The following is a 13,805-nucleotide window of genomic DNA, read 5'->3' as shown; positions in this document are numbered from 1 at the left end:
GTGTGGTTTTGCTACGCGCTCGCACCCACCTTCTCGCTCGAACCGATGGTGTACTGAATTGCCTGGTGTCCGCCGTTGAGGACGTCTTCGCCCACGAGCCGAGCACGGTAGATGAGGGGGTTATGGTTGGCTAGGACGCGCGCGTTGCGCCAGTGTCGATCGAGCGCCGTCGTTTTTAGCGTGGCCGAGGCTCCTCCCACTTCGAAGGCGTGATTGGCAGCATCGAGCACGGCTGGTGCGATGGTGAGCTGAGCGCGGAAGGCCTCCAGCTCGATGCTCGCATAGATTGCCTCGCGGAATTCTCCTTCCTTGCTTTCCGGAATCCCCTCTAGGCGAACTAATGCCGCATCGAGGTTGCGGAGGAATCCTTCCAGCACTGTGCGGGCCGCATAGGCCTTCGCGGACACTTCACCCACGACCTGCTGGACCTGGGGATCCTCTCGCGGGATGGTTCCTGCACCATGACTGAAGATACGGGCGCGTTCGCGAACATAGTTCGTGATGTCTCGTTCAATCGCGGTGCCAATGCCAGCCAGGGTTGCTAGGTGATGCGCTTGGGCAAAAGCCTGGGTTACCCCGGGAGCGGTGTAATCGCGGTGAAGTATGTCTTCTTCGGGCACGATGACTTGGTTAAAGACCGTTGTCCCCGAGGCAGACAGCTTCTGGCCAAACCCATCCCAATCGTCGAAAAGTCCGACCCCTGGAGCGTTTCGATCAACAAATAGGAAGACGTCCTCGCCTGTCCCAGCGATCCGCGCCCGCACGAAGATCGCATCGGCGTATAGGCTTCCAGTGGAATAGAATTTCGTACCGTTGAGGAGGAAAAATCCATCCGCACCTGGGCTAAGCGTCGTTGTGATTTCTCCCGGCTTGTTCCCGACTTCCGTGAGAGCATTCCCGATGGCGATCTCACCCGCACCCACGCGGGTCAACCAGCGGCGTTTGATTCCCTCGTCCTTCGCCGACAGCAGCGATTCCACCGCCAGAAAGTGCGGACGCAATCCTTGCGCGAGGTTTGAGTCAGCCGCCGCCAGCTCGACGTAAGCGCGAAAAGTGTCCTCCAGGTTCAATCCGTACCCGCCGTACTCGACCGGCGCTCGCAGTCGGGTAAATCCTGCCCGCTTGAGCTTGTCGACGAGCCTACGGTCGAAATTCCTATCTGCTTCGCGAGCTGCCGCCGTGGCAGCAATCTCCTCGAACACGGGACGTAGGTTTTCCAGAATCTCCTCAATTTCCGGTACTTCTTGTGATGGCGTCCACGCAGCGCCGATAGTCGACAGATCCCCGCCAACGCGGTAACGAGAACCGCGGTGGTCGCTCGGTAGTCGATCTCCCTTGCCGAAGAGCTTGTTCCGCAGCGTGCCCGGGGCATAGGAGGTCTTGTACCTGCCCAAAGCCTGAAGTTCCGGCACGACAAATTCGACGATATCTTCAAAGGTGCCCGGGGTGATTGCGTATGCGAGGTTGAAACCATCAATGTCGGTGAGGTCTTGGAGCTCGACAAGCTGGCGAGCTACCTCCTTGCCGGATCCGACGAGGATCGGGCCGAATCCGCCGATCCCGGTTCGTTCGCCTAGCTCGCGCACGGTGGGAGCATCCCCATACTCGCTGGTCAAGGTATTGGCGATGGACTGGATGGCATTCGACTTGATGTCTCGGATCTGCTCGTCGAGCTCGAAGGTGGACAGGTCCGCTCCCGACCAGCCGCTCATCAGGGTAAGTCCGCCAAGCACGTCAGTGTATTGCTGGTAATCCTCGTATTTCGACTGCGCTTCTTCCTCTGTTGCACCGGTGATGATGGTGAGCATCGCGAAAACCTTGATGTCTTCCGGATCACGGCCGGCGGCGGCGGCCTCAGCACGGATATCGGCGACGACCTCTTTGAGTTTCTCCGGGCTATTCGCCTTCACGAAGACGGCCTCGGCATGCTCGCCAGCGAATCGCTTTCCGCGGCTGGAGGCGCCAGCCTGATAGATGACCGGGGTACGCTGCACGCTCGGCTCAGTGATAGCAATGCCGGGCACGTCGAAGTATTTCCCGTGATGATTGATGGAGTGGACCTTTGTTGGGTCACTGAAGATACCTGTCTCGCGGTCGTTGACCACGGCGTCGTCCTCCCACGAGCCTTCGAGGAGCTTGTAGACCACCTCGAGGTATTCATCCGCACGGTCGTAGCGCTCGTCGTGTGGGAGCTGGTCCTTCTCCCCCATGTTCTGCGCCGCCGACGGCAAGTAGCCAGTGACCACGTTCCAGCCCGCCCGACCTTGGGTGAGGTGATCGAGAGTAGCGAGCCTGCGGGCGAAGGGGTACGGGTGTTCGTAGGCAGTGCCAGCGGTAATGCCGAAACCTAGGTTCTCCGTAGCCTGCGCCATCGCGGACACCAGCAGGATCGGGTCGTTGACCGGCACTTGGGCACCTGTGGTCAAGGCCGCCTCGTTGCTGGATCCGTAGACGTCATAGGTTCCCAAGACATCCGCGATGAACAGGCCGTCGAACAGGCCGCGCTCCAGCGTCTTAGCTAGATTCACCCAATAATCGATGGTGTTGTAGTCTCGTGCGTGGTCATCGGGGTGGCGCCACAGGCCTGGTGACTGATGCACTACGCAGTTCATGTCGAATGCGTTAAAGAGGATCTTTCGATTGGGATCTGTCATTTTCTAGATTGCCTTTCCTACGTGGGTTTATGCTTGCTCAAAATGTGAACCGCATGGTCTAGATTATTCAGACCAAGCGCCCTATACAACGGATGCATTCACCCCGAAAATAACGCCACTTGTTTGCCCGAATGTCACCCAGCCGTAGGCGTCGACAAGCAAAAAGCCGCCGCGAGCACACTGTGGGATCCAGCGCGCCGACGACGGCTATTGCCATGGTTTTCTCTCGGCGTAACCCGCCTAGGCAGCAAGCTCCGGCCCGCTGTGAGCGTGAGCAATCGCCTCTTTGACGACATGCCGCAGCTCTACCAACGTCGGATGTGCCGAGTGCTCGCGCAAGCGTGCCCGCAGGCGCTCGCGATCATCGACGACCTCCTCATCGAGCAAGCTGGCACGGATCTTCTGTGGCACCTCGAAATCTCGAAGAATCCGCCCTGGGTTTGGCGCCATGACCACGACGCGATCGGAGACCAAGAGCGCCTCTTCCACTGAGTGCGTGATCAGGACAATTGTGGGGCGGTAGCGATGCCACGCCCGCAGTAGCTCCGCTTGGAGGTGCTCCCTCGTGAACGGGTCTAATGCACCGAAGGGCTCATCCATCAACACCACCTCGGGACTGGTGGCCAACACACGGGCAATTTGGGCGCGCTGCTGCATGCCGCCCGACAGCTCGTGAGGGAACCGTCGCGCAGCCGCCCCCAAACCGACAAGCCCAATCAGCTCGTTGGCCGCAGCCTTGATGGACTGAGACTCCTTCCTACCGCGCACAGTGCCGGCGAATTCTACGTTGCGGCGAACATTCAGCCAAGGAAAGAGGGTAGGTTGTTGAAACACAACCCCCCGATCCACTCCCGGAACCGTTAGTTCTTGCCCCTCCGACCCGAGGATGACACCGGCGGTCGGTGTCTCGAACCCCGCAATGAGCTTGAGGAGGGTTGATTTTCCGCACCCGGATGGCCCGACGACGGAGAGGATCTCTCCATTAGTAATCTCGAGGTCAATGTCGCCGAGTGCTTTGACTTCCGTTCCGGCATCCGTGACGAACGTCTTTGAAATGTGATGGATACTGATCATTGCTTCTCACCTTGTGCGTAGTATCCGTACTCAGTCACCGCGCCAATGTAGTGCGTCTCTTCGTGAACGGCGGGGATCTCACCTTGATCCACGAGGAACCCAGCTGTGCTGTACAGAGCCTTCCCAACCGTCAATAATTCGTCGGCTTGTTCCTCCTTGGTGACATACTTCTGCCCCTTGATCTGTCGCGTTGCATCCTCGAGCTTCATGCCAGACTGCGCGGCATTTGCCTGAATGTAGTCTTCATCGCCTACGGCCCCCTTCTCAGTCACCCAATCTTGCAATTCGAGCCACGTATTGAGAATCGAAGAATTCTTCTGTGCCCAAGTACGATCGGCCAATGACACGTTGAAGGTTGGTGCGCCGAGTTTCGCAACTTCCTCCGAGGTAACCAAGACCCGTCCACTATCCTTGAGGACCTGCAGGGTGGGATCCCACACATAGGCCGCCTCAATCTCATCGGATGCCCAGGCAGCCGGTAGTTTGTCTGGGGAGATGTTGGTGATTGTTACATCTTTCTTCGGGTCCAAACCGGCGGACTCAAGGACTTTAAGCAGGCTGTAGTGGGAAGTCGAAGAGAAGGGAACCGCAATTTTCTTCCCCTTCAGTTCTTCCACTGAAGTGACATTTTTGGCAACCAAGGCTTCCGTCTCCCCGATTACCGCGTTCACGCGAGGGACCACGACATCAAGGTTGAGAGGATCACTCAACGCCTTCGCCGTAGGGGTCGAACCCAATCCGCCAAGATCAACCGACTTGGCGGCAAATCCCTGAATGATGTCTTGGCCGGTTGGGTACCTCGTCCACTCTGCCTTCACATTCGGTAGGCAGGCACCTAGGAGGCCCTGATCGTAGGTGTAGAGGTCCGGTCCTGGCCACCCCAAATAGGCGATCCGGACGCTGCCTTCCGACTCATTGACGGTCACGGGGCAGACGGCGTTTCCTGCCTGAGTTTGTGTGGCAGCTTTCCCGACACAGGCGGTCAACGACGTGCTGAGCGTGAGAATCCCGAGGGTTCCAATCAGCTTCTTGTACTTTCTTGTAATGGACATGAGGTTCCTTGTGTTGTTGAGAGGTTTCCGTGGAGTGATATTGCGCGGCCGCTAAAGGTGCGTTCGCTTGCTACTTGCCCACCCACGGGGTGAAGCGCCGTTCGAAACGAAGAAGCAGCTGGTCAATGGTCAAAGCCGTAAGACCGATGACGATAATGCAGGCAATGGTCAAAGAGGTATCTAGCTGCGTTCCAGAGATATAGGCCAAGCCGCCGATGCCGGGGATTCCATCGTTCATCTCAGCCGCCACAATCGCGGCCCAGGCCATTCCCGTACCCAGTCGGATACCGTTGATAATTTGCGGCAAAGCAGCGGGGATGATGACTCGGCGGAGGATCTGTAATTCACTCGCGCCAAGCGTCTTGGCTGCTCGGATCCAGTCTCGTTTGATCGCAACAATGCCAGACAGCGTCGACACGGTCACGGTGGGAAATACGGCAAGGAAGAGCAAGACAATCTTCGACTGATCTCCGATGCCGAACCATACAATGAGCAGGCCAATGTAGCCCAGCGGCGGAAGCGCCCGTAGGAAACTGAGGTAGGGCTCAATTATCGATCGCGCCGACGTTGACCGCCCCAGTATCCACCCCAGCGCTATGCCGACGACGGATCCGGCAACCACGCCAACGCCGATGCGCTGGAGCGTGGCAAATAGATGCTGCCACAGGTAATAACCTTGGACGCCGCATTCTGTGCGGCCCGGAACTCCAGTTGGCATGCTGCAGGTATTGGTGAAGATGAGCTGTTCTAGGACAGCACCCGGCGAAGGCAGGACAACCGGATCTACGCCACTCAACGATGTGATCAGCCACCACACCGTGAGCAAAATGAGGAAACTAGCCAGCTGAATTGCCCGCTTCGGCACTTTTGATCTGCGCGATTGCTTCCTATTAGGCACTCGTTCTAATTCAGTGTTTCCTAGCGACTCCGCGCCCCGATCTGATACGGGCGCTTCAAGTTGAATTGTCATTGGAAAGATCCACCGTCTTTCAGGTTTCGTTCTGTGAGTTTTAGGTACAGGCAGATTTTTGCCCCAAGAGCGCTCTGGGACGTGGTCGGGCGTGAGAGTTAACACCGCCTCCACGGCACGAGTACCTAGTGGTAAGTAGTGCCCCTCATTCCCGAGCTGCCCCGCACTGCGTCCTTTCGCTCTAGACGCACCCCTATTAGACCACTCGGTCTAAATATCTTCCAGCGTTTCCTTCATCCAGAAATTAAGGCGGCAACCTGCAAAAATATAATTGGACAACTGGCCAATATCTCACATTTTGAACAAATCTGTCTATTAACCACTGCCAACACGAGCCCACCGAACATCCCCGCCGATTTCCTGAAGGATTCCATTCAGAACACGGCAATGCCCGTAACCAGCAATCACCGACTACCGGCTATGGGCATGGTGCGCTCATCGGGCGCGCAATTATGGAAGTTTCTTTTGAGTAATGTGTGCTCTCCCGGAATAGTCCTCAACAAAGGAGAAGGGCCGAGACCATACGGTCTCGGCCCTTGCATTGGCTCTTCATTAAACGTCGAGGAAACGAACGTCCTTCGCCTTGCGGGTGATGAACGAGCGGCGGGCAGCCACGTCATCGCCCATGAGGATGGAGAACAGCTCGTCGGCGCGCTGGGCGTCGTGGATGTCCACGCGGCGCAGGGTGCGCACGTTCGGGTCGAGCGTGGTCTCCCACAGCTCGGAGGCGTTCATCTCGCCCAGGCCCTTGTAGCGCTGGATGCCGTCGTCCTTGTTGATCTTGCGGCCGGCGGCCAGGCCCTCCTCGAGCTTCCGGTCGCGCTCGTCGTCGGAGTAGGCGAAGCCCGGCTCGCCCTTGCCCTGCCACTTGAGCTTGTACAGCGGCGGCTGGGCGAGGTAGACGTGGCCCTCCTCGATGAGCTTCGGCATGAAGCGGAACAGCAGCGTGAGCAGCAGCGTCGCGATGTGCTGGCCATCGACGTCGGCGTCGGCCATGAGCACGATCTTGTGGTAGCGCAGCTTGTTGATGTCGAACTCGTCGTGGATGCCGGTGCCGAGCGCGGTGATGATCGCCTGGACCTCGTTGTTCTTGAGCACCTTGTCCAGACGTGCCTTCTCCACGTTGAGGATCTTGCCGCGCAGCGGGAGGATCGCCTGGTACATGGAGTCACGGCCGGCCTTCGCCGAGCCGCCTGCGGAGTCGCCCTCCACGATGTAGAGCTCGGAGCGCACCGGGTCCTTGGAGCGGCAGTCGGCGAGCTTGCCGGGCAGGCCGCCCAGGTCGGTGGCGGACTTGCGTCGGACCAGGTCGCGGGCCTTGCGCGCGGCCACGCGGGCGTGCGCGGAGGAGACGGCCTTGTTCACGATCGTCTTGGCCTCGGCAGGGTTGGCGTCGAACCAGTCGGTGACGTGCTCGTTGACCATGCGCTGGACGAAGCCCTTGACCTCGGTGTTTCCCAGCTTGGTCTTGGTCTGGCCCTCGAACTGCGGGTCGCCGACCTTGACGGAGATGACCGCGGCCAGGCCCTCGCGGCAGTCGTCGCCGGTGAGGTTGGCCTCCTTGTCCTTGAGCAGCTTGTGCTCGCGGGCGTAGCGATTCATGAGCGAGGTCAGCGCCGCGCGGAAGCCCTCCTCGTGGGTGCCGCCCTCGAAGGTGTTGATCGTGTTGGCGAAGGTGTGCACGCTCTGGGAGTAGCCGGAGTTCCACTGCATGGCCACCTCGACCTCGTGATCGTCGCCCTTGGCGTCGAAGCCGATGATCGACGGGTGGATCGGGGTCTTGGACTTGTTGAGGTGCGCGACGTAATCCTCGAGGCCGTTCGGGTAGAAGAAGGTCTTCTTCTTTTCCTTCTTCTTGCCCTTGGCGGAGGACTCCTCCTCGGCGGCGTCGACCTGGGAATCGACCTCGTCGAGGGAGGCGGACTCGGCCACGTCACCAGCCTCGGCGATGGCCTCGATCTCGATCTCTTCCTCGGTGGCGCGCTGATCGGTCAGCGTGATGGTCAGGCCCTTGTTGAGGAAGGCCATCTCCTGCAGGCGCTTGGCCACGGTGTCGAAGTCGAACACGGTGGTCTCGAAAATCTCCGGGTCCGGCCAGAAGCGCTGCTTGGTGCCGGTGCCGCGGGCCTTCTTGACCTGCTTGAGCTCGGCGGGGACGGCGTTGGTGAAGTCCTGGCGCCACAGGAACCCGTCGCGCTTGACCTCGGTCTCCATGTGCGTGGACAAGGCGTTGACCACGGAGATGCCCACGCCGTGCAGGCCGCCGGAGACCGCGTAGGAATCCGAGTCGAACTTGCCGCCGGCGTGCAGCTGGGTCATGACCACCTGGACGGTCGGCTGGCCGGACGGGTGCATCTCCACCGGGATGCCGCGGCCGTTGTCGACGACCTCGACGCCGCCGTCAGCGAGCAGGGTGACGTCCACCTGCGTGGCGTAGCCCGCCATGGCCTCGTCCACCGAGTTGTCGACGACCTCCCAGACCAGGTGGTGCAGGCCGCGCTCGCCGGTGGAGCCGATGTACATGCCAGGGCGCTTACGAACGGCTTCTAGGCCCTCGAGAATCGTGATCGATGAGGCGTCGTATTCGTGTTGCCCATTCGCGTGTTCAGCGTTTGCCACGTGACCTTGCACTCCCTTGCGTAGAAAAACCTCTTAGACCGTTCTATTCTACACTGCCTAGCCCCCTACTTGCGCCTTGGCTGTCCGCGTGTAAGGGCCGTCTCAGCGCGTTTTCGCGCATTTCGCTTGCCGACGGCCAATGGCGGCCGCCGAAAATCCTATCCGTAGGTGTCCCTCGGGCCGCGGCCCTTGACGTGGAGCGGCCCGTGCCGCCAGCTCGGAGCCTTGGGCCCGAAGATCTTCAGCTCCGCGATGACATCCGCGCCCACCTGCTCGGCGATCGACTGCAGGATCTGGCGCTGCATCATGCGCAGGTTCGTCGCCCACGCCGTGGAGTCGCAGGTGATGAAGACGGCCTTGTCCTTGACCATCTCCACCCTCGTGTGCGAGGCGATGCGCTCGCCGACCAAGTCAGCCCAGTGGGAGATGACCCAGCCGCCCGCGATCTCCTTGCGCCAGCCGCGTTTTTTGATCTCCGTGTTGAGCACCGAGCCGATGCCCTCCATGGTGTCGCGGCGCGGCAGCCTGCGGCCATCCTTGCCGGTGGGCATGCCCTTTTGCCGCAGGATACCCTTCCCCCTCGACCCTGAGTCGGGCTTGCGACGCGGGATCTGGTGGCTGAGGTCTGGCACCCGGCCGTTGCGCTTGACCGCCTCTTTGCGCAGGTTGGCGAACGCCGAGGCGATGGGATCGGGGCTGTCGTCCTTGGTGGGTTCGCTCACGAGGGCTGCTCCTCTCCTTCGGCGTCGAGAAGCGAAATGCGTCCCTCGTCGGTGTCCTTCACCGTGACGGTGTGGCGGTGGACCACAGCGTTTTCGAGGTTGTCCGGCAGGTCGCCGTCGACGGCCGCCGTGATGAGCACCTGCTCGGCCTCGCTGGCGATGTCCACCAGCTTCTCCCGCCGGCGCGCATCCAGCTCGGCGAAGACGTCGTCCAGGATGAGGATGGGGTCCGTGCCGTCCTGCTTGAGCAGGTGAAACTCCGCCAGCCGCAGCGCGAGCGCCATCGACCACGTCTCCCCGTGGCTGGCGAAGCCCTTGGCCGGGTAGTTACCCAACAAGACGTCGAGGTCGTCGCGGTGGGGGCCGACGAGGCTCATGCCGCGCTCGATCTCGCGCTTGCGCACGTGCCCGAGCTCGGCGAGCATGAGCGCCTCGAGGACTCCGACCTCCACCGGTGAGTCCTGGTCGACGGCCTCTTCGATGCCCACCGTGCTGCGGTAGGCGATCGACGCGGGCCTCGACTCGGGCGCGATGCGCGCGTAGGAGTCGTGGACCAGCGGGTTGAGCTCGGCGACTAGCTGCAGGCGCGCCGCGATGAGCTGGGCGCCGAAGTGGGCGAGCTGGCCGTCCCACACGTCCAGGGTTGCCAGCGCCCCCTCGGCGTCCTCGCCGCCGGAATAGCCCTTCCGCAGGGAGGAGCCGGCCGTCTTGAGCAGGGAGTTTCGCTGGCGAAGGACCTTGTCGTAGTCGGCCTTGACCCCGGCGATGCGCGGGTAGCGCGTGGCGAGGATGTGATCGAGGAAGCGGCGGCGCTGCTCCGGCTCGCCGCGCACCAGCGCTAGGTCCTCCGGGGAGAACAACACGGTGCGCACCACGCCGAGGAGCTCCCGCGGGGAGTTCAGCCGGGTGCGGTTGATCTGCGCCTGGTTGGCGCCCTGGGCCTTGATGAGCAGGTGCGCGGTCAGCTCGCGGCCCTGGTTGACGGCGGTCGCGGAGACCCGCGCGGTGCTGGCACCCTGCCTGACCAGCGGCGCATCCTGGGACACACGGTGAGATCCCAGGTGTGCGACGTACCCGATGGCCTCGACGATGTTCGTCTTGCCGAAGCCGTTGCGCCCGACGAACACCGTCACGCCGGGAGCAAGTTCGATCTCGAGTTCGGGCCACGAACGAAAGCCCCGGAGGACGAGCTCACGGATGTACACGTTCGCCCCCTTCTGCTTAGCCCGGCAGGCGGACCGGCATGAGCAGGTAGGTGAAGTCCGTCTCCGGGGTCGGGAACATGCCGTCTGCGTCGGCCTCGGGGAGGGCCTCCGGCTCGGGGATCAAAATCGCGGGTCGGGAGGCCTCGGTGAAGCCGAAGACCACGCGATCGGTGCGGATGACGTTGAGGCCATCGCGCAGGAAGGCCGGGTTGAAGGCGATGAGCAGTGGCTCGTCCGAGGTGAACGCGCAGGGGATGGACTCCTCGGCGTGACCTGCATCGTTGCCGCCCGCGGAGAGCGTGAGCTCGTTGCGGCTGAAGGTCATGCGGATCTGCGCGTTGCGCTCTGCGACGAGGGACACGCGCCGAATGGCGTCGAGAAGCGGGCTGATCTCGACGCTGGCCATCGACTTGTGCTGCTTGGGAAGGAGCGGGTTGACGTTGGGGAAATCGGCGTCGAGCATGCGGGTGGTGGTCTGGCGCGAGTCGACGTGAATGCCAAACAGGCCCTCCTCGCCGATGCTCTCGCCGGTGCCGACCGCGATCTCCACCGGCTCCGTGGAGTTTGTCTCCAGCGTGCGGGCGTTTTCGAGCAGGTTCTTGGCCGGAATGAGCAGCTTGGCCTGGGCGTCCGGGGTGACCGGAGTCCAGTTGAAGCGGCGCAGCGCGAGGCGGAAGCGGTCGGTGGCCGTGAGCGTGACCTCTTCGCCATTGATCTCCATGAACACGCCGGTGAGCATGGGCAGCGCGTCGTCCTTGCCGGCCGCTGCGGCGACCTGGGTGACGGCCCCCTGGAACAGCGCGGGGTTGATCGCACCGGTGACCGCGGGCAGCGCCGGGAGCGGCGGGTAGTCATCGAGCGGGATCGACGGCAGCTCGAAGCGGGAGGTGCCGCACACCAGCTGCACGGTGGAACCCTCGACGAAGACGTCGACCGGCTTGTTGGGAAGCGTGGCGGTGATGTCGGCGATCAGCTTGCCCGCGACGGCGATGCGTCCCGGCTGCTTGACCTCGGCAGGCACCCTGACCTTGGAAGATACCTCGTAGTCGAAGCCAGCGAACTCGAGGCCCTCGTCGTCCGCGGTGATGAGCATGGCTCGCAGGACGGGCTGAGTGGGCTTGGAGGAAAGGTTGCGTGCCACCCACGCCACTGCGCTGGCCAGGTCATCTTTTGCGACCTGGAATGACACCCCTACTGCGTCCATGCTCAAAGTCCGGCTCCTTGAAAACAGCTTCGACAACTTCCTGAAATTACAAGACCTAACGTACCTGCCTTTGCCTAAGGAAGAAACTTCATGGTGCAGATTTTTGTCATTTGGGGCGGCCTCGCAGCTGCGCTGCTCGTGGCTTGATCCTCGTTCATCCCCAGCCCCCTATTTCTATTAAGAAATTTTGTAATTAAATGATGGTAACAACAGTAGGTCCTGTGCACTCTGTGGATAAGCGCGGAATCGTCGCGTTGACTTGGATAATTACAATTTTTCCTCGTGTGGATCCGGGTGTGCGTAACCTGTGGATAACTTGGGCTTCCTGTGGAGAAAAACGGGGCTGGCGGATTTCTCCACAACCCATCCCCAAAGCATAGGGGCATGATGCACACTTTTTCGGGAGTTATCCACAGGGCGTTTTCTTCGTGGGTTTTTCACCGAAAGTGGCAAGGATCACCGAATTACAAGTTTGTAATTACACAGCTGTGAATAACTTTGTGGACTACTCCCCTGTTGTCCACAATCCCCAGTTCGCGCGCCATATTGGAGGGAAAATAACAAAGCCGCCGCACCTTACGGCGCGGCGGCTTCCACCTTGCAAGAGGATTGTTATTTCAACGTCTCGGGCCTAGGAGTTGCCCTGTCCCTTGATCTGGTTGGTGATCTGCTGGATCTCGTTGTAGGTGTCCCGCTTCTCCCCGATGTCCTTGCGGATCTTCCGGTCGGCGTACATGACCGTGGTGTGATCCTTGCCGCCGAAGCTCTCGCCGATCTTGGGCAGCGACAACTCGGTCAGTTCGCGGCACAGGTACATGGCGATCTGGCGGGCGTGCGCGATGTTGCGTGTCTTGGTCGTCCCCTTGAGGTCCTGGGCGCGGATCTGGAAGTAATCGGCCGTGACCTCGATGATCGTCTCCGGGGTGATCTCGATGTTGGACTGATCCGGGCTGATCGAGCGCAGAGCGATCTCGGCGGTCTCGCGGTTGAGCTCGAGCTTGTTCACCGAGGCGTAGGCGGACACACGGATGAAGGCGCCTTCCAGCTCGCGGATCGAGGAGTCGAAGCGGCTGGCGATGAGCTCGAGGACCTCGCGGTCGGTCTCGATGCCGTCGGCGCGGGACTTCTTCGACAGGATCGCGATGCGCGTCTCCAGGTCCGGCGGGTAGATGTCCGCGATGAGGCCCGCCTGGAAGCGGGTGCGCAGGCGATCCTCGAGGGTGGTCAGCTGCTTCGGCGGGCGGTCGGAGCTGAGCACGATCTGCTTCCCGCCCTGCTCAAGGGCGTTAAAGGTGTGGAAGAACTCCTCCTGGGTTCCCTCCTTGCCCTGGAGGAACTGGATGTCGTCGACCATGAGGATGTCCACCTCGCGGTAGCGCCGCTTGAAGGACTCCTGGCGGTCGTCGCGCACGGAGTTGATGTAGTCGTTGGTGAATTCCTCGCTCGAGACGTACTTGATCTTCAGGCGCGGGTGCAGCTGGTGCGCGTAGTTGCCGATGGCGTGCATGAGGTGGGTCTTGCCCAGCCCGGAGTCACCCCAGATGAACAGCGGGTTGTACGCGCGCGCGGGCTTTTCTGCCACAGCGATGGCAGCGGAGGCCGGAAGCTTGTTCGAGTCGCTGACGACGTAGTTGTCGAAGGTGTGCAGGGGGTTGAGCGAGACCGGCTGCTCGCCTGCGTGCTTGGGGGCGGCCTGCGGGTTGCGCTTGAACCCCGAGTCGGCGGGTGCAGCCGGGGCGTGGGTGGTTTCCCATCCCGCCGAAGCAGCTTCCTGCGGGGCCAGCGTCGCCGTCGTGGGAGTCAATTCAGGCCCCGACATCTGGAACTCGGGAGCAACCTGATGGCGCAGGCTATCGGCCGTGGTCACATGGGACTGCTCGCCGTAAAAGGGGTTGTTGCCCGCGGTATGCGGTTCCTCGAATCGGTATTCCGCCCGCGGTTCCTCGACCGGAGCCTCCTGGCGGGGGGCGGGGCTTGCCTGCACGTGGGCGGGAACCGGCACCGGCTCGGGGCTGACGCTGGGATCGATGGTGACCGCGAGCGCGAAGGCGCGGCCCATCTTCATCCCGAGGACCTGAGTGATTGCGGTTCCGAGCTCGGTCTCGATGATCTCCTTGGCCTTGGCGTGGGGGACCGCCAGGACAGCGACGCCCTCAACGAGCGCGACCGGCTTCACAAGCTGCAGGTAGGCCCGCTGCTGGGGGCCCAAGGGCTGCAGCCCGCTGTCCGGAGTCGACGTAAGAACAAAAAGTTCTTCGACGACTTTTCGCCACGTCTCGTGGAGGGGCGCTTGGGAATCCGACAC

The 13,805-nt window shown here is 61.5% G+C and carries 9 protein-coding genes and 1 pseudogene; all 10 read right to left on the bottom strand.

The window, feature by feature from the left end:
* Window positions 1-11: 11 nt before the first annotated feature.
* Entirely contained in the window at window positions 12-1,220 is a 1,209-nt protein-coding gene (locus B843_RS14055; RefSeq protein ID WP_404825238.1) for an acyl-CoA dehydrogenase family protein, read from the bottom strand.
* 48 nt (window positions 1,221-1,268) lie between these two features.
* A pseudogene (locus B843_RS14050) lies at window positions 1,269-2,654 on the bottom strand (LLM class flavin-dependent oxidoreductase); the annotation flags it as partial.
* Between the two features lie 240 nt (window positions 2,655-2,894).
* A complete protein-coding gene (locus tag B843_RS00040) occupies window positions 2,895-3,728 on the bottom strand; it encodes an ABC transporter ATP-binding protein (protein ID WP_025251483.1) in 834 nt (277 codons plus the stop codon).
* On the bottom strand, window positions 3,725-4,780 hold the full coding sequence (locus B843_RS00035; RefSeq protein WP_025251482.1) for a taurine ABC transporter substrate-binding protein: 1,056 nt from the start codon (window positions 4,778-4,780) through the stop codon (window positions 3,725-3,727). Before B843_RS00035 ends, B843_RS00040 begins: the two co-directional genes overlap by 4 nt.
* A gap of 70 nt (window positions 4,781-4,850) precedes the next feature.
* Complete coding sequence (locus B843_RS00030; protein ID WP_034651276.1) at window positions 4,851-5,750, bottom strand: ABC transporter permease; 900 nt, start codon at window positions 5,748-5,750, stop codon at window positions 4,851-4,853.
* 552 nt (window positions 5,751-6,302) lie between these two features.
* The gene (gene gyrB, locus B843_RS00025) at window positions 6,303-8,369 is read right to left on the bottom strand and encodes a DNA topoisomerase (ATP-hydrolyzing) subunit B (protein WP_034651279.1); all 2,067 of its coding nucleotides are present in this window, start codon (window positions 8,367-8,369) and stop codon (window positions 6,303-6,305) included.
* 158 nt (window positions 8,370-8,527) lie between these two features.
* On the bottom strand, window positions 8,528-9,091 hold the full coding sequence (locus tag B843_RS00020; protein ID WP_025251479.1) for a DciA family protein: 564 nt from the start codon (window positions 9,089-9,091) through the stop codon (window positions 8,528-8,530).
* The gene (gene recF / locus B843_RS00015) at window positions 9,088-10,296 is read right to left on the bottom strand and encodes a DNA replication/repair protein RecF (protein WP_025251478.1); all 1,209 of its coding nucleotides are present in this window, start codon (window positions 10,294-10,296) and stop codon (window positions 9,088-9,090) included. Before recF ends, B843_RS00020 begins: the two co-directional genes overlap by 4 nt.
* 16 nt (window positions 10,297-10,312) lie before the next feature.
* A complete protein-coding gene (gene dnaN / locus B843_RS00010; RefSeq protein ID WP_025251477.1) occupies window positions 10,313-11,500 on the bottom strand; it encodes a DNA polymerase III subunit beta in 1,188 nt (395 codons plus the stop codon).
* 631 nt (window positions 11,501-12,131) lie between these two features.
* A complete protein-coding gene (dnaA, locus tag B843_RS00005) occupies window positions 12,132-13,805 on the bottom strand; it encodes a chromosomal replication initiator protein DnaA (protein ID WP_025251476.1) in 1,674 nt (557 codons plus the stop codon).

It is taken from the genome of Corynebacterium vitaeruminis DSM 20294, assembly GCF_000550805.1.
Lineage (GTDB): Bacteria > Actinomycetota > Actinomycetes > Mycobacteriales > Mycobacteriaceae > Corynebacterium > Corynebacterium vitaeruminis.
This window is presented reverse-complemented; position numbering and strand designations above follow the sequence as displayed.

Coding starts and splice junctions, on each gene's coding strand:
- B843_RS00040 (WP_025251483.1), bottom strand. CDS start 3,728: ATGATCAGTATCCATCACATTTCAAAGACGTTCGTCACGGATGCCGGA.
- B843_RS00035 (WP_025251482.1), bottom strand. CDS start 4,780: ATGTCCATTACAAGAAAGTACAAGAAGCTGATTGGAACCCTCGGGATT.
- B843_RS00030 (WP_034651276.1), bottom strand. CDS start 5,750: ATGACAATTCAACTTGAAGCGCCCGTATCAGATCGGGGCGCGGAGTCG.
- dnaN (WP_025251477.1), bottom strand. CDS start 11,500: ATGGACGCAGTAGGGGTGTCATTCCAGGTCGCAAAAGATGACCTGGCC.